Here is a 15702-nt window from a genome sequence, read left to right on the forward strand (position 1 = left end):
GGGGGTCGGGGCGGTCGCGAGGGTGGCCGGGGCTGGGAGCGGGCGCTCCCGGGCCGGTGGCCAAGGCGGGAGCGGTGGCCGGGGTGAGGTGTCGCTGGTGAGGGGGCAGGTGGGTGGTGTGTTGTGGGTCAGGTGGGGGTGGGTGGGGTGGTGGTGCGGACCATGGGGGGGTAGAGGATTTCGGCTCGGCCTCGGCGGTACAGTTCGGCGGGCCGGCCCACCTCCGGAGCCCGGAACGCCCCGGTAGGCACCACGAAGTCGTCGGCCTTCAAAACCTTGCGCCGGAAGTTGCTGGGGTCGAGGTCCAGGTCCCACACCACCTCGTACACGTGCCGCAGGTCGGCCAGCGTGAACGGCTCCTGGCAGAAGGCCGCCGCCACGGTCGTGTACTCCAGCTTGCCCCGCGCCCGGTCCAGCCCCTCCCGCAGGATCGCCTGGTGGTCGAAGGCCAGCTCGACCGACGGCGACAGCGCCTGGGCCACGGGCATCCAGCGGGCGTGGGCGGCGTCGGTGCCGGCTACGGGGGCGGGCAGGTCGGGGCCGAGGGCCAGGTAGGCGACGGTGAAGGTGCGGACTCTGGGGTCGCGGCCCGGGGTGCCGAAGGTGCGGAGCTGCTCCAGGTGGAGCTTGCCGCCGTCGACCCCGGTCTCCTCGCCCAGTTCGCGCAGCGCGGCCCCGCGCAGGTCCTCGTGATCGCGGACGAAGCCGCCCGGCAGCGCGAGCCCGCCCATGAAGGGTGGCTTGCCGCGCTCGATGAGAAGGACCTGCAGGGCGGATTCGCGGAGCGTGAAGATCACCAGATCGACCGTCACCGCGACCGGCGCCGTCCCGTCGTACTTGGACACCCTAAGAGAATACCTAAGGTCACCTTGACCTAAACATCGCCCGATTGATAAGGTCACATCGACCTAAAGTTAGAGATAAGCCTGATGGGTGATATAGGTGACACGGCGAGCTGGGCGGGCCCTCCCGAGGAAGCCATCCCCTACCCGCCGGAAACACGGCGCGCCGACCAGTCCGCGGGAAAGCGCGACGGCCGGCGCAAACTTCTGGCCGAGCTCCTGCGCCACGTGGCCGAGAAGGGCGAGGACGGCGCGCCCGCACCCGAGACCGCCTACCTGGCCATGCTGACCAGCGAGGCGCTCGAACGCATCGCCGCCGAGCGGGTCGCCAGGGACGACGAGCTGGCCAGGCTCGGCGAGCTGCACGGCCAGGCCGTGGCCGCCAAGGACGCGCTGGCCAGGGAGCTGGAGGAGGCCAGGCGCCGGCTGCACCTGGCCGTGGAGGAGGGCGCACGGCCCCTGACCGAGGACGACCTGCGCAGGGGACCGGCCGAGCTCGACCCGCTCACCCATCCCGACGCGCTGATCGAACGGCGCCGCCGTACCGCACGAGAGAACACCCGGCTACGGGCGCTGCGCGCCTTCGAGGACCTGCACGCGCGCCTCGACGAGCAGAGAGAGCGGGCCGTCTCGCTCGCCGAGCGGCAGGCGCTGCGGCCGAGTGTGGCGCGGGCACGGGCGCTGCGCGTGCACGAGCACTTCCGGCGGCGGCGCGCGGTGTATCTGACCGGGCTGCTGGCCCGGCATCCCGATCCCGGGCTGCTCAACCTGCTGCTCAAGCTGAGCGCGCCAGAACTGCCCGAATGGATCCGCGACGAACCGACGGAGAGCGCATGAGGGTGTTCCAGACGCTCAGGCGGTGGTGGCTGCGCAGGCGGGACCTGCGCATCACCGGCCTGGGCGGCATGCCGTTCCAGGAGGCGCACGCGCCGCCACCGCCCCGCAACAGTTTCCGGCCGACGCCGGTCGACCGGGCGGGACATCTGGTGCTGACCCAGTCGTACGCCGACCGGCTGGCGCCCGGCACCGACGAGCTGACCGGGGGAGCGCTCGACAACCTGATCAACGCCTGGCACGAGACGTGGCAGCACCAGGCCGCCGCCGAGTACGCGGGTTTCCAGGTGGAGAGCGTGGTCAGGCTCAACACGATCGAGCCGGCCCTCGCCCAGTACGAGAAGAGCGACGCCTACCTCCAGCGCCGCCTGGCCGACGCCAGGACCGCGGTGGACTCGGCCAGGGACCGCCTGGCCGGCCAGGATCCTGCGCGGCCTGGGTTCGCCGATCCGCCGTTGCTGGCCGGGCGCTCACCGGCGACGTTCCTGCACGTGGTGGCGCTGGTGATGGCCGCGGGCGCGGACGCCGCCGCGTTCTGGCAGGTCATGCAGATCCTGCTGGCGGACCTGCCCCCGATGGCCGGGGCGCTGATCGCGGCCGGGCTGACCACCACCGCCCTGTACCTGAGCCACCAGATCGGCGTCCAGGCCCGCGAGGCGAGCGCCGGGACCAAGCGGAGGATCCGATGGGTCGTGCTCTGCTTCCTGGTCTGGCTGGTGCTGGGTGTGGGCGCCGCCGCGCTGCGCTACTTCTTCGGCGACGCCGGCGAGCCGCCCGCGATCGTCATCGGCGGCCCCGCCGCCGCGCCCGACCTGCCCGCCGCCCTCGGGACGGCCGGCGTCTTCCTCGCGCTCTACCTGGCGACCGGCCTGGTCGCCGCGCTCGGCGGCTACCTGACCACGCATCCGGCCCGCTCCGACTACGCCCGCGCGATGCGCAACCTGCGCACGGTCACCGAGGCCGCCGCGGCCTCCAGCGCCCGGCTGAGCAGGGCGCAGAGCGAGCGCACGCAGTACGCGGAGGAGTTGCGCGAGGCCAGGCAGCGGCATCTGGCCGAGATGGGGACCCGCGCCGCGCTCGCCGAGGAGCTGAAGCAGATGGTCCGGGTCCACCACGCGGCCTACCACCAGGATCCCAGCGCCACCAACGCGATGTTCCAGTCCGACCACCGCCCGCACTGGAAGAAGGACCCATGAGAAGAACCGTGCTCGCGGGCGTCGCCATGACGGCCGCGCTGACCGCGTGCGGCGTGGACCAGCCGCCCGCCAAGCCGCTGGCCTGCGTGGGCGACGGCGGCTCGCTGGCGCTGGTGATCGGCGCCCGGTCGAACTCGCCCGCGCCCGTGATCTCTCCCGAGCTCAACGCCCTCATCAGGAAGGTCCTCATGGCGCGCCACAGCGTGTACGCCGTCCGGCTCGACGGGGACCCGCAGCCGATCTACTCCACCCGGTTCACCTCCACCGCCGCCAACACGCCCGCGCTGGAGGCGAGCGTGAACCGGCGCGTCACCGACATCTCCGCCGCGATCAACGCGCAGGCCAGGGCCGTGAAGGCGGAGGCGGACGTGCTCAAGGCGCTGGAGGTGGCCGCCCGCATGGCGGGGGAGGGCGGCAGCGTCGTCGTGGTCGACTCCGCGCTGGCCACCATGGGCGACCTGGACTTCACCCAGGACGGCGTGCTGGACGCCGACCCCGACGACCTCACCGACCATCTCGTCGGCGGCAAGCTGCTGCCCGACCTGACCGGGCGGCGCGTGCTGTTCGACGGGCTGGGGCTGGCCGCCGACCCGCAGATCGACCTGCCGCCGAGGGTGAGCGAGAACCTGGGCGAGATCTGGACCAAGGCCGCCACGGCCGCGGGCGCCGCCTGCGCCGAGATCACGACGGGCCCCGGTCAGCCCTCGGCCATGCCGGGACTGCCCCCGGTCGCGACGATCGCCATGCCCACGCCGACGCCGATACGGCCCTGCGGCGACGTCGTCCTGCAGAACGCCGGAGACGTCGGCTTCATCCGCGGCAGGGCGGACTTCCGCCACCCCGCCGCGGCCACGGCCACGCTGCGCGGGCTCGCCCCCGACCTGGCCGGCGCCGCCCGGCCCGTCGAGCTGATCGGCACCACCTCCTCCGAGGGCGGCGACGCGATCAACCGCCCGCTCTCCCAGGCCAGGGCGGACAAGGTCAAGCAGATCCTCGTCTCCCTGGGCGTCCCGGAGAACAAGATCACCGCCAGGGGCGTCGCCACCGACTGGCCGGACCACGTCGACGACACCCTGCCCGACGGCCGGCTCGACCCGGCCAAGGCCAACCAGAACCGCAAGGTCGTCATCCGGCGGGAACAATGCCAGAAACCATGAAACCGCTCGCCTACGACGTGCGTACCCGCTGGAGCGACTGGTGGCACGGTCTGCGCGACGGCCTGCGCCAGATCCCCGACCGTCCGAAGGTCCCGCGGCCCCAGCCGATCAGCTCGCCGCACCGCGACGTCATTATCGGCGAGGCGCAGCAGGTCTACCACCAGGAGTACATCCGCCACCAGCGCCAGGTCGCGCCGCTGCCCGGCCTGATCGCCGAGGCCGGCTCCCGTGAGGCGGCCGCCCGCGAGACGTGCCGGCTGGCCGACGCCAGGGTGGCCGCGCTCGAACGTCCGCTCACCGCGGAGGAGGAGCGTGAGCGGCGTCCCGGCGACACCGGGCTCGACGACGCCGCCGTGCGTGAGCGCCGCCGCCGTTATCGCGCCCGCCGGCTCGCCGCCGCCCGCGAGGCGGCCGCGCGCGCCAGGGCCGCGCTCGACGCGGCCACCGCCGACCTGGTGCGGACCGAGGCGCTGCGCGAGCAGTCGCTGGAGGTCGCCTCTGCCCGGGTACGGCTGGCCGAACGCCTGTACGGCCGCAGACTCGACGCCTACCTGCGTTCCCTGCTGCGCTTCCACCCGGACAAGGCGTGGGTCGCCGACCAGCTCCGCTTCGGCGGGCAGGCGCCGGCCTGGGTCAGGCGGGCGGCCACGGTGGCGCCGCCGGTCGAGGTGGAGCCGGTACGCCCGCCGGCCTTCCGCATCGCCCTGCGGCCGGGGGACAACGTGTTCGGGGCCGACGCGGCGCAGCCGTACCGGCTGGGGGAGCCTTATGCGGCGCCCAGGCACTTCCGCCTCGCCCGCGACGGCGAGCACCTGCGGCTGCGCGACTTCGGCCGGGGCAACGGCCCCTACATCGGCGGCGGCGCGGTACGCGAGGCGCTGCTCGCGCCGGGCGACCACTTCGACTTCGGCGAGTACCGCTACTACGTGCTGCCCGGCCTCGACGCGCTCGACGTCAGCAGGCTCGGCGAACGCAAGGTCGTCGCACTCGGGCTGGAGGCGAGCACCGACCGGTACTACCGGATCAGGGACATGTCGTTCGTGCAGCCGGAGAGCACGCTGCTGGCGATACTCGGGCCGTCGGGGGCGGGCAAGAGCTCGTTGTTCAGCGCGCTGCTGGGTGAGCTGCCGCTGAGCGCGGGCGAGCTGTACTTCGAGGGGCTGTCGCCGGCCGCGCACGGGCCGCAGATCAGGGAGCGGCTGGGGTTCGTGCCGCAGGGCACCGACCTGCTCGCCACGCTCACCGTCGACCAGCTCCTGCGCTACGCCTACCGCCTGCGCGGGCCGGGCCGCCGCGCCGGGACGCGCGTGGGCGAGGTCTGCCGCGACCTCAAGCTCGACGAACGCCGCCACTACCGCGTCAGCGCCCTGTCGGGCGGCCAGCAGCGCCGCGTGTCGATCGCGATGGAACTGCTGAACAAGCCGACACTCCTGCTCCTCGACGAGCCGACCTCGGGCCTGGACCCCGGGCTCGACCACGAGGTGATGACCTTCCTGCGCGACTACGCCGAGACCCACGAGGCCACCGTCATGATCGTCACACACGCCATCGAACACCTCGGCCAGGCCCACCAGGTCCTCGTCGTGGTCAAACAGGGCAGGCCCGTCTTCTACGGCCCGCCCGAGCGGGTCCTGCCCGACCTTGAGCGCGAGCGCTGGGCCGCGCTGATGAAGGACCTCGACGTCCAGGCCGACGCCTTCGCCCTCCGGTACGGCAGCCGCCACGCCGACGCCGAAGCCCGCGACGCCGCCGCCCACATCCGGGCGAGCGGCGCCGATGCCCGGCCGGGCCCGCGTGTCAAGCGCAGACGGTCGCCGGCCACGTTCACCCGCCAGTGGCGCGTGCTGCTGTCGCGCCAGGTCGCGCTGCTGGCCACCCGCGGCGTACGGGCCGGTTCGACCGGGCCGGTCAGGAGATGGGCGGTGGCGTTGATGCCGTTCCTGGTCGCGGCCGGTTCCGCGGCGCTGGCCGCCTGGGTCACCGGCCCCGACGGCCTCGGCAAGGGCGCCTCGGGCGACGCGGTCACCGCGATCAGCCTGCTCACCACGCTGGCGATGCTCAGCGGGCAGGCGCTCACCTACAGCGACATCGTCGCCGAGATGGGCACGATCACCCGCGAACACCGCACCGGTGTCCTGGTCAGCGCCGTGCTCGTGGCGAAATGGCAGGTCTTCGCCTCCGTGGCGATCCTGCAGGCGCTGATCATGACACTGGTCTTCACCTGGATCCGCCCGGGACCGGCGGCGTCCCTGTGGACGACGCCCACGCCGGACCTCTTCGTGGTGCTGGCGGTGCTGTCGGTTTCGGCCATGTCACTCGGGCTGCTCATCTCGGTCTCGGTGCGCAAGCTGGAGCAGGCCGTGCTCGCCGTCACCCTCACCTCGGTCGCCCAGATCGCCCTGAACGGCTCCACCGCGGACCTGTCCGGCGGCGGCGCGCTCGCCGTGACCGCCGCGCTGCTGCCCGACCGCTGGGGCCTGGCCGCCGCCGCCTCCCTGACCGGCCTGCCCGGCAAGCGGGAGGCCCTGTGGGCGCACACCTCCGGGCAGTGGTTCTTCGACCTGGCCATGTGCGCCGCGCTGGCGGTCGCCTACTCCCTGGTCGCCGTCGCGGTGCTCTCGGCCCGCCTCACCCCCGGACGCGGCGTCGGCTGGGGGTGAGATCACCTGGCGGTCCGCCGCCTGAACAGGACGGCCGCGATCGGGATGCTGACCGCGACCGCGCCCCCGAGCCAGGCGGCCGCCACCGCCGCCGACGAGCCCATCGGCAGGTCCAGGAGCAGCGCGCGCAGCGTGTCCACCACCGACGTGACCGGCTGGTGGGTGGCGAAGGCGCGCAGCACCGGCGGCATCGTCTCGGCCGGGACCACCCCGTTGGACAGGTACGGCAGGAACAGCACGACGAAGCTGAACGCCCCCGCCGCCTGCGTCGAGCGCACGGCCAGCCCCCAGATCACCGCCAGCGACGACATCGCCAGGATGTACGCCGCCACCAGCGCCAGCACCAGTGCCCACTCGGCGAGCGAGGCCGAGGGCCGGAAGCCGAGCGCGACCGCGGCGGCCAGCGCGATCGCGGACGCCACGACGTTGCGCGCCATCGAGGCCACCACGTGCCCGGCCGGCACCGTCCAGCCGCTGATCGGGAGCGTGCGGAAGCGGTCGATCATGCCCCCGGTCATGTCGTCGGCTATGGCCACGGCGGTGAGGGCGGAGCCGTACCCGCAGGACATCAGCAGGACGGCGGGCACGACGAAGTCGATGTAGTCCAGCCCGCTCGACCCCGTGGTGATCGCGCCGCCGAACACGTACACGAACAACACCATGATGATCACCGGCAGCGCGATGTTGACGATCAGGCTGTCCGGCGTGCGCAGCTCGCGGCGCAGGTCGCGGGTGACCAGGCGGCGCAGGTCGGCCACGGCGGTCAGGGGCGCGCTCATGCCGCCACCGCCGTGAGCTCGAAGAAGACGTCGTCGAGGGTGGGCGTGCGCAGCTCGACGCGGTCGACGGGGATGCCCGCCCGGTGTAGTTCGTCCAGGGTGTGCCTGAGGTGGTCGGGCCCCTGGACGGCCAGCGTGATCTCGGCCGGGTCCGCCCCGCCCGGAGCGGACAGCAGGGCGCTCGCCCGCGGCACGTCCGCCGGCGCCAGGCGCAGTACGAGGCGCTCGGCGCCCACCTGGCGCTTCAGCGCCTCGGGGGGTCCGTCGGCCACGACCCGGCCCCGGTTGATCACCGCGACCCGGTCGGCTAGCTGGTCGGCCTCCTCCAGGTATTGCGTGGTCAGCAGGATGCTCGTCCCCGCGGCGAGCAGTTCGCGGATCACCGCCCACAGCTCCACCCGGCTGCGGGGGTCCAGGCCCGTGGTCGGCTCGTCGAGGAAGAGGATGCGTGGCGCCGACACCATGCTGGCCGCCAGGTCGAGGCGGCGGCGCATGCCGCCCGAGTAGGTGCCTACGCGGCGGTTGGCGGCGTTGGCCAGGTCGAAGCGCTCCAGGAGCTCCTGCGTCCGCCGCCGGCCCTGGCGGCGGCCGAGGTGGTAGAGGCCGGCGAACAGTTCGAGGTTCTCCCTGCCGGTGAGCAGGTCGTCCACGGTGGCCTGCTGGGCGGTCAGGCCGATGGCCCGCCGTACGGCGACGCCGTCGCGCACCACGTCGTGTCCGCCCACGATCGCGCTGCCGCCGTCCGGAGCCAGCAGCGTGGTCAGGATGCGCACTGTCGTCGTCTTCCCCGAGCCGTTGGGCCCGAGCAGCGCCAGCAGCGAGCCCGTGGGCACGGTCAGGTCGATCCCGCCGAGCACCCGCGTGTCCCCGAACGACTTCACCAGGCCCCGCGCCACGATGGCATCTGTGAATGACGTACTGTGTATGACGTTCATAGTTTTAAGATAATGCAGAATCCTAGGAGTGAGTCAAGGGAGGACCTCGATGGACCAGGAACGGTCACTGCCCCCCGTCATCGGGCGGATGTGGGGCCGCGAGCCCGCGCCCCGGCGGGGGCCGCGGCCACGACTCGACCTGGCCATGATCACCGCCGCCGCCATCGAACTCGCCGACGCCGACGGTATCGGCGGAGTGTCGATGGCGAGCGTCGCCTCACGCGTGGGGGTCGCGGCGACCGCGCTCTACCGATACGTCGGCAGCAAGGAAGACCTGCTCACCGCGATGGCCGACGCCGTGGCTCCGCTGCCGCCCGACCCGGCGGGGCGGCCATGGCGCGAATACCTCGCCACCTGGACCCGTGCCCAGCGCGGCATCATCCTCGAACACCCGTGGGTGCTGGCGATCAGCCCGTTCGTGCCGCCGATGGGCCCGCGCCGGCTGCTCTGGCTCGACCGCGTCCTGGTCGCCCTCGACGGCACCGGGCTGGACGACGGTGAGCGGGTCAACGTGGCCAGCACCCTGACCGGGTACGCGCTGACCGACGCCGCCGTGGTCTACGGGGCCGGCGACCCCGCGTACGAGAAGGCCGGGATCTCCGGCGCCGACGAGTTCGGCGCCGCGCTCGCCGAGGTCCTCGACCCGGCGACCTACCCCGCCCTGTCCGCCGCCGTGCGCGGCGGCGTCTTCTCCGGCGCCGAGGGCTGGGTGAACGACGACGACTTCCTGTTCGGCCTCAACCTGCTGCTCGACGGCGTGGAACAGCTGATCGCCCGCCGGGGCGGCGTCAGCTAGCCGCGCGCAGGATGCGGACGTACCCCACTTCTGCGACGTTCTTCGTCAGCTCCACGATCAGCCATCCGGCGACGCCCGCCATCGTCTGGCCCTGCCCCCAGGGCAGTTTCGCGACCTTGTCGCCGGAGTCGAGTTCGGCGTCGGTGAGCCCGAGCAGCCCTTCGCGCCAGGCGTCCTTGAGCCCGCGCAGCCACTCGGCCGCCTCGGCGGCGCCGCCCGGCCAGACGATCTCCTCGCGCTCGGGAGCGCCGTCACCGAAGCAGTGGCCCAGCGTGGTCGTCCACCAGTAGCCCATGTGCCACATCACCCAGCCGGCCGACATCGCCGGCACGGGGTCCGGCTCGCTGTCGGCCCAGTCGGCCACCCAGTGCCCGTCCGCGCCGAGCCGGACGTTCCAGCTGTGGGCGGCCGGCTCCCAGAGCGCCACCTCGTCGTCCAGCCCGTCAAGGTGGTACTCGAACAGCGCCCAGGCGATGTCGAGCTGATGGACGAGCAGTTCCGCGCGTTCGGTGACCATGGTCAGCGATCCTAGACACGCGCCCCGCGCTCGCCAACGGGATAAAGCGTTGGCCGATTCGACGATGAAGCATCCTCACCCCTGGCCGATACTTCAAGGATGGAGCAGGTCGAATATCTGGAGCCGTCGCTCGCCCAGGTGATCGAGCGGATCGGCCCGCAGTACGTCACGGTCGTCGAGGCGCCGCACGGCGTGGACGTGCCGGTGTCAGGGCCCGCCATCCTGGACCCGGTGCTCGACGAGGCGCCCCGCCCGGGAACGCTGGTCCTGCTCGTCGGCCTGACCGCCGGCTCGCCGGACGCCGAGGCGACGCTGCACGGTCTGACCGGAGCCGCCGCGGCGGTCGTGCGCGCCGACGTCGCCGACGCGAAAAGGCTGGCGCCCGCCGCCCGCGCGGCCGGGATCGCCCTGGTCGCGCTGCACACGCAGATGCCGTGGAGCCTCCTGCACACGATGGTCGAGGACGCCGTGCTGCTCGGCGACAGCCTGATCTCCGCCCCCGGCCTGCTCGAAGCGCCCGGCCGCGACCTCGGCAGCGTGCCGCTCGGCGACCTGAACGCGCTGGTCAACGTCATCGCCGAGACCTTCGACCGGCCCGTGGGCATCCTGGACACCGAATGGCGGCTGCTGGCGTACTCGGCCGTGCCCGGCCAGGTCAACGACGAACTCCAGCGCCAGGTCATCCTCACCAAATCCGTGCCCGCCTCCAACGCGCCGCGCGAGACCCGCCGCCTGCTCCTCACCACCCAGCAGGCGCTGCGCTTTCACACCGGCGAGCCGTTCGACAACCCGGAACAGCGCGTCTGGCGCATCGGCGTGGGCATCCGCAGCGGACCCGAGCCGCTCGGCATGCTCTGGATACTCGAAGGCCACGAGCGGCTGCCGGAAGAGCGCCTCGTGCTCGCGGAGGAGTTCGCCCGCCTGGCCGGGGCCCACCTGCTGCGTGCCCGCACCGCCCGCGACGCCGACCGCGAACGCCGCGGCCGCCTCGTCGGCGACGCCCTGGACGGCGACGCCGCCGCCTGCCGCCGCCTGGGCCTGCCCCGTACCGGCCTGGCGGTGCTGGCCATCACCTCACAGGGCCAGCCCGAGCACCTGCTCGACGCCGTGGCCACCTACCTGGACGCCTACCGCCGCTCGGCCGCCTGCGTCCTGCGCGACCACACCGTCTACTGCCTCCTGCCGGCGCCCGACCTCCGCACCGCCCGCGACACCGCCGCCGACCTGGCCGGCCGTCTGGCCCCCCGCCACCGCCTGACCGCCGCCGTGGGCTCCCTCGCCACGGCCGACACCCTGACCGTCTCCCTGCGCCACGCCGACCTGGTGCTCACCGTGCTGCGTTCCTCGGGCGCGCGGGTGGCCACCATCGACGAGGTACGGCCCGCCGCCGCCCTCATCGAACTCCAATCCCTGCTGTCCGCCCACCCGGACCTCCTGCTCCACACCTTCACCCCGCCCGCGGGGGAGGAGACGGTCACGGCCTGGCTGGAGGCCCACGGCGACATCCGCGCCGCCGCCGCGACCCTGGCCGTCCACCCCAACACCCTCCGTTACCGGCTGCGGCGCCTGGAATCCTCCGGCTACGACCTCTCCACCCCCGACGCCCGCCTCACCACCTGGCTCCGCCTCCGCCTCACCCAACCCCACCCTTGACCCCCCGGCCACCTCGGCGACCGTCGCGGGGTCAGCGTAGGGCGTCTACGGGTTCCATTCGGGCGGCTCGGAGGGCTGGGTAGAGGCCGGCGAGCAGGCCGACCAAGGCGCCCGCGATCGGGGCCGCGACGGCCAGCCGTACGTCCAGAACGGGGGTCCACTGCTTGATCGCGCAGATCACCACGATCGCCACCACCCCCACGGACGCGCCGATCACGCCGCCGGTGAGGCCGGTCAACGACGACTCCAGCAGGAACTGGGCGGCCACATGGCGGCGGGCCGCGCCCAGCGCGCGGCGCAGGCCGATCTCGGTGACGCGTTCCATGACCGTGACCAGCGTGACGTTCGCGATGCCGACCGCGCCCACGACGAGCGAGACCAGGCCGAGGATCAGGAAGAGCGCGTTGACGTCGTTCTCGACCCCGTCGCGTGCCCTGGTCGGGCTCTGCGGGGCGGTCACCTGCAGCATGGCCGCGTTGCCGGGGCTGAGCGCGAGCGGCGCCTGCTTCGCGATGAGGTCGGCCGCGCCGATGCTGGTGTTGATCAGCACGCGGGTCACCTCGCGCAGGCCGAAGCGCTGGCCGATGGTGGGCGGCAGCAGGACCGCGCTGCCCAGGCTCTTCTCCCGCCGCAGGTCGCCGAGCACCCCGATGACGGTGTACGCGTGCGTACCGATGAACACGGCCGGAGCGCGGTCGAGCCGCGTCACCCCGAGCAGTTGCGCCGCCCGCTCGCCCAGCACCACCACCTTGTCCCCGCGGGCCAGATGCCCGGCGTCGAAGTAGCGGCCCTGGACCATGCGGCCCTTCACCGCCGAGGGCAGCCCGGGACTGCTGGCGACCACGGTCAGCGTCAGCTCGGTCATCCGGCTCGGATCGACGAGTTCGTTGGCCCGGACGCTGATGTTGGCGCTCTCCTTGGCCTCGGCCACCGCGGCGGCCGAGGTCACCCCGCGCAGGCGCGTCACCTCCGCCACGTCGCCCCACCCGACCAGCGGACGGTCGTCTGCCGGGACGTCCACGGTGACGGAGGTGGCGGTCAGCTCGTCGAAGCGGCCGACGATCTGGTTGCCGGCGGTGGCGGCGGTGCCCAGCGTGATGACGAGGGTGGCGATGCCCAGCACCGTCCCCAGAGCGGTCAGCGCCGAGCGGACCGGACGGGCCAGCAGGCCGGCCGCCGCCTCGGCCCACAGGTCAAGGATCTTCACTGAGCACTCCGTCCGTGATCCGCAGCCGGCGCCGAGCCCTGCCGCTCACCTCGTTCTCGTGGGTGATGACGACGATCGTCATCCCCTGCGCGCACAGATCGTCGAACAGGGCGAGCACGGCCTCGGTGTTCTTGCTGTCCAGCGCGCCGGTCGGCTCGTCGCACAGCAGCAGCGAAGGCTCGCCGAGCAGGGCGCGGGCGATGGCGGCGCGCTGGCGTTCGCCGCCGGACAGCCGTTCGGGCGGGAAGTCCACCCGGTGGGAGAGGCCGACCCGGTCCAGTTGTTCCAGGGCGCGGGCTCTGCGGGTTTTGCGTTCGCGCCCGCCGTACACCTCGGCCAGCATGACGTTCTCCACCACGCTGCGGTGAGCGAGCAGGTGGAAGGACTGGAACACGAAGCCGATACGGCTGCCGCGCAGCCTGGTCCGCGCGCTGTCGGGCATCGAGGTGGTCTCGATGCCGTCCAGCCGGTAGCTGCCCGAGGTGGGACGGTCCAGCATGCCCAGCACGTTCAGCAGCGTCGACTTGCCCGATCCGGACGGGCCGACCACCGCCACGTAGTCGGCCGCGTGCACGCGCAACGACACCCGTGACAGCCCGAGCACCGGCGGGTCGGCGGGGAACTCCTTGGTCAGCTCGGTCAGCTCGATCACCGCCTCAGGCACCGCCGACCACCACCCGGTCGCCCTCCTTGAGCTCGCCGGTGACCTCGACGTCGCCGTCGGCGGTCAGCCCGGTGCGTACCTCGACCTCCTTCGTCCGGTCCTTACCGACCTCGACCTGCACCCGCGGCCGGCCGTCCGCCGCCGTGACCACGGCCGCGACCGGCACCGACAGGACCTTCTCCCGGGTCACGCCGACCGTCACCCGCACGGTGACACCCGCGCCGGACAGGCCCTTGAGACCGGCCATCGACTTGGGCGTGATCAGCACAGCCTCCGAGCCGAGCTTGGCCTTGCCCGCTCCTACCGAGCTGACGGTGGCGGGAATGGCCTTGCCCGCCTCGGTCTCGATCACCGCCGCCAGCCCGTGCTTCAACAACTTCGCCTCCGCCGTCTCCACCGAGCCGGACACCACGAACGTCGAGCTCGTCACCGTGGCGAACGCCTTGTCCACCACCCCGCCCGCCTTGACCGCCGCCTTGTGCAGCCGGGCCGGCAGTTTCGGCAGGAACACCACCTCGCCCGCGGGGACGGTCGTGCCGTAGGTGAGCGTGTACTCCGCGAGGATCGCCCTGGCCGCGGCCAGGTCCTTCTGCGCCCCTGCCACCTTGAGCTTGACCGGGGACAACTGCCTGGCCTGCCGCAACGCCTGGTCGGCCGTGGCGAGGGCCTCGCGGGCGAGCCGTACCGCCTTGCGCGCCTCGGTCAGCCGGCGCTCGCGCGCCTGCTCCGCCTCCACCTGGACGCGGTCGAGCGCCCGGCGCGCGGCGTCCAGGTCGGCGCGCGCGTTGGCGACGCGCAGCTCCTTCAGCCTGCCGTCCGACGGGGTCGGCGAGGGGCTGGGCTCCGGCCGGCTCGCCTCCTGCTCGGCCTCAAGCAACTTCTCCTCAGCCGTCCGTACGGCGGCCTCGGCCGCCTCCACCTTGGCCGCGTCCTCGGGGGTGAAGTGGGCCGCCTCGTCCAGAGCCCGGCCGGCGTCCCGGAGGTCCTGCTCGGCGTTGGCCAGCTTGAGCTTGAGCGGCCCCACGTCCCGCCCCTGCTCCAGGGCCTTGCGCTGGTCGGCCAGCACTTCCTGAGCAGTCTGTACGGCCCGGCGAAGTTCGTCACGCCGCTGCCTGGCCTCGATCGTGGGCTGCTGCGCCGCGTACCCCTTCTTGGCGTAGAAGCGCGTCACCGCCGCGACCGTGGCCGGATCGAACACGCCCGACACCCGCACCCGCAGCGCCCGCTGCAACTGCCGGACGTCGTCGCCTTTGGTGCCCGGGGCCAGCGTGCGGTGCATCGGCACCTTGCCGGTGAAGGCGAAGACCGGGCGGCCGTTCACCTCCATGAGCGTCCCGCCGTTCCTGACCTTTCCCGGCCGCGGGGCGCGGGTGGCGCGCTGGAGTGCCTCACTGCCGCCGACGACTCCGGCCAGCATGATCGGCTGCGGCGAGCCGTACTCCAGAGTGCCCGCGACGACCACGGTGCTGACCAGCTTGCGGCGCTCCACCAGCGCGGTGACCAGCGACGGCTTGGGCGGCGTGCGCAGCGCGGCCTCGTCCGCCGGCGAGCGCAGCCGCGTGCTCACCCCCCAGCCCGCCCCCGCGACCACGACGACGCCGGCCAGCACGGCCAGCAGCTTCTTCTTCCTCACGACTGCGGAAGGAAGCCGAACTTCAGCCGCGCCTCGGTGTTGAGCCGCGTGCTCAGAGGGTTGAACGCGGCATAGAACTCCTTGCCGCACTCCAGGTCGGTCAGCGCCGACTTGATCTCTCTCGTCAGGTACGGCCGCGCCTCCGCCGCCGAGGGCTCCTTCTGCTTGGCGACCAGTTCCTCCCACTCCATCGGACCCCTGTTGACCAGGTCGAGAGGCTTGCTGGAGCTGACCTTCTCCCCCTTGCCGGTCAGGCACTGCGCGAACGGCCCGGCCAGCTCGTTGAGCTTGGCGTCGCCGTTGAGCTCCCTGTCCACCTTCTCGATCTCCTTGGCCGTCATGTCCGAGAAGTCGGCCAAGGACTTGACCTCGAAGCCGAAGACCTGCTTGACCGCGGTGGTGTAGCAGGTCTTCGTCTGCAGCTCGTACGCCTCCCGCTGCCCCTTGTCCAACCCCGCCTTGATGGCCTCGTTGGGATCCTTCCTCTCCGGCTCGCCCCCCTCGTCCTTATAGACAAACCGGGAAAAGGCCCCGTACCCATGCTTGGACCGGACCTCCTTCAAACTCGCGTAGTCGCCGCTCGCCACCCGCTTCTGAAGGTCGGACTGCTTGAACGGCGGCACGTGGATCACATATTTGAAGCCCTTCTGCTTCATGCAGTCCGCGATCAGTGTTTCCCGCTCGTGCCGTTTGTCCTTCGCCCCGGACTCCGGGGCGGCAGCCGTACTCTCTGCACCGCACCCCGCCAGCAGCGCCAGCCCCAGCAGGCCGCAGACGGCCAGTCGCTTCTTCATGCCGGACACTCTGGCCCCCGCGTTCATCCGCCCCG

At 72.6% G+C, this 15702-nt stretch carries 14 protein-coding genes; 6 read left to right on the forward strand and 8 right to left on the reverse strand.

All coding sequences use genetic code 11. The features are described from left to right. Positions 1-128: 128 nt before the first annotated feature. The gene (locus ACIBHY_RS47120) at positions 129-845 is read right to left on the reverse strand and encodes an NUDIX hydrolase (protein WP_397251875.1); all 717 of its coding nucleotides are present in this window, start codon (positions 843-845) and stop codon (positions 129-131) included. An 84-nt stretch (positions 846-929) separates the two neighbouring features. Between ACIBHY_RS47120 and ACIBHY_RS47125 the strand changes: the two genes are divergently transcribed. The 4 genes from ACIBHY_RS47125 to ACIBHY_RS47140 are packed head-to-tail and all read left to right on the forward strand — an operon-like array spanning position 930 to position 6689. Next, the gene (locus ACIBHY_RS47125; RefSeq protein ID WP_397310173.1) at positions 930-1679 is read left to right on the forward strand and encodes a hypothetical protein; all 750 of its coding nucleotides are present in this window, start codon (positions 930-932) and stop codon (positions 1677-1679) included. Continuing rightward, positions 1676-2872, forward strand: coding sequence for a hypothetical protein (locus tag ACIBHY_RS47130; RefSeq protein ID WP_397310174.1), 1197 nt, complete (start codon positions 1676-1678; stop codon positions 2870-2872). Before ACIBHY_RS47125 ends, ACIBHY_RS47130 begins: the two co-directional genes overlap by 4 nt. Then, positions 2869-4029 (forward strand): OmpA family protein, encoded by a 1161-nt coding sequence (locus ACIBHY_RS47135; protein ID WP_397251872.1) that lies wholly within the window; start codon positions 2869-2871, stop codon positions 4027-4029. Before ACIBHY_RS47130 ends, ACIBHY_RS47135 begins: the two co-directional genes overlap by 4 nt. Then, positions 4026-6689 carry an ATP-binding cassette domain-containing protein gene (locus ACIBHY_RS47140; protein ID WP_397310175.1) on the forward strand — a complete coding sequence of 888 codons (2664 nt, stop codon included), beginning with the start codon at positions 4026-4028 and terminating at the stop codon, positions 6687-6689. Before ACIBHY_RS47135 ends, ACIBHY_RS47140 begins: the two co-directional genes overlap by 4 nt. Positions 6690-6691: 2 nt before the next feature. On the opposite strand, the gene ACIBHY_RS47145 is transcribed toward ACIBHY_RS47140, so the two are convergent. Next, positions 6692-7468, reverse strand: coding sequence for an ABC transporter permease (locus ACIBHY_RS47145; protein WP_397310176.1), 777 nt, complete (start codon positions 7466-7468; stop codon positions 6692-6694). Beyond that, on the reverse strand, positions 7465-8403 hold the full coding sequence (locus tag ACIBHY_RS47150) for an ATP-binding cassette domain-containing protein (protein ID WP_397251869.1): 939 nt from the start codon (positions 8401-8403) through the stop codon (positions 7465-7467). Before ACIBHY_RS47150 ends, ACIBHY_RS47145 begins: the two co-directional genes overlap by 4 nt. 49 nt (positions 8404-8452) lie before the next feature. On the opposite strand from ACIBHY_RS47150, the gene ACIBHY_RS47155 reads away from it, so the two are divergent. Next, the gene (locus tag ACIBHY_RS47155; protein ID WP_397251868.1) at positions 8453-9199 is read left to right on the forward strand and encodes a TetR/AcrR family transcriptional regulator; all 747 of its coding nucleotides are present in this window, start codon (positions 8453-8455) and stop codon (positions 9197-9199) included. On the opposite strand, the gene ACIBHY_RS47160 is transcribed toward ACIBHY_RS47155, so the two are convergent. Continuing rightward, positions 9192-9716, reverse strand: a complete 525-nt coding sequence (locus ACIBHY_RS47160) for a DinB family protein (RefSeq protein ID WP_397251867.1) — start codon at positions 9714-9716, stop codon at positions 9192-9194. The two genes, ACIBHY_RS47155 and ACIBHY_RS47160, sit on opposite strands and share 8 nt — an antisense overlap. 99 nt (positions 9717-9815) lie before the next feature. Here ACIBHY_RS47160 and ACIBHY_RS47165 point away from each other — a divergent pair, with 99 nt between their 5' ends. Beyond that, positions 9816-11369, forward strand: coding sequence for a PucR family transcriptional regulator (locus ACIBHY_RS47165; protein ID WP_397310177.1), 1554 nt, complete (start codon positions 9816-9818; stop codon positions 11367-11369). Positions 11370-11400: 31 nt separating this feature from the next. Here the strand turns inward: ACIBHY_RS47165 and ACIBHY_RS47170 are convergent, their stop codons facing one another. The 4 genes from ACIBHY_RS47170 to ACIBHY_RS47185 are packed head-to-tail and all read right to left on the reverse strand — an operon-like array spanning position 11401 to position 15667. Beyond that, complete coding sequence (locus ACIBHY_RS47170) at positions 11401-12576, reverse strand: ABC transporter permease (RefSeq protein WP_397310178.1); 1176 nt, start codon at positions 12574-12576, stop codon at positions 11401-11403. After that, complete coding sequence (locus ACIBHY_RS47175) at positions 12563-13240, reverse strand: ABC transporter ATP-binding protein (protein WP_397310179.1); 678 nt, start codon at positions 13238-13240, stop codon at positions 12563-12565. Before ACIBHY_RS47175 ends, ACIBHY_RS47170 begins: the two co-directional genes overlap by 14 nt. Next, a complete protein-coding gene (locus ACIBHY_RS47180; RefSeq protein WP_397310180.1) occupies positions 13233-14873 on the reverse strand; it encodes a peptidoglycan-binding protein in 1641 nt (546 codons plus the stop codon). The genes ACIBHY_RS47175 and ACIBHY_RS47180 overlap by 8 nt, the downstream gene beginning before the upstream one ends. Continuing rightward, entirely contained in the window at positions 14870-15667 is a 798-nt protein-coding gene (locus tag ACIBHY_RS47185) for a hypothetical protein (RefSeq protein WP_397310181.1), read from the reverse strand. The genes ACIBHY_RS47180 and ACIBHY_RS47185 overlap by 4 nt, the downstream gene beginning before the upstream one ends. Positions 15668-15702: the final 35 nt, after the last annotated feature.

The organism is Nonomuraea sp. NPDC050547, assembly GCF_044457345.1.
Taxonomy (GTDB): Bacteria; Actinomycetota; Actinomycetes; order Streptosporangiales; family Streptosporangiaceae; genus Nonomuraea.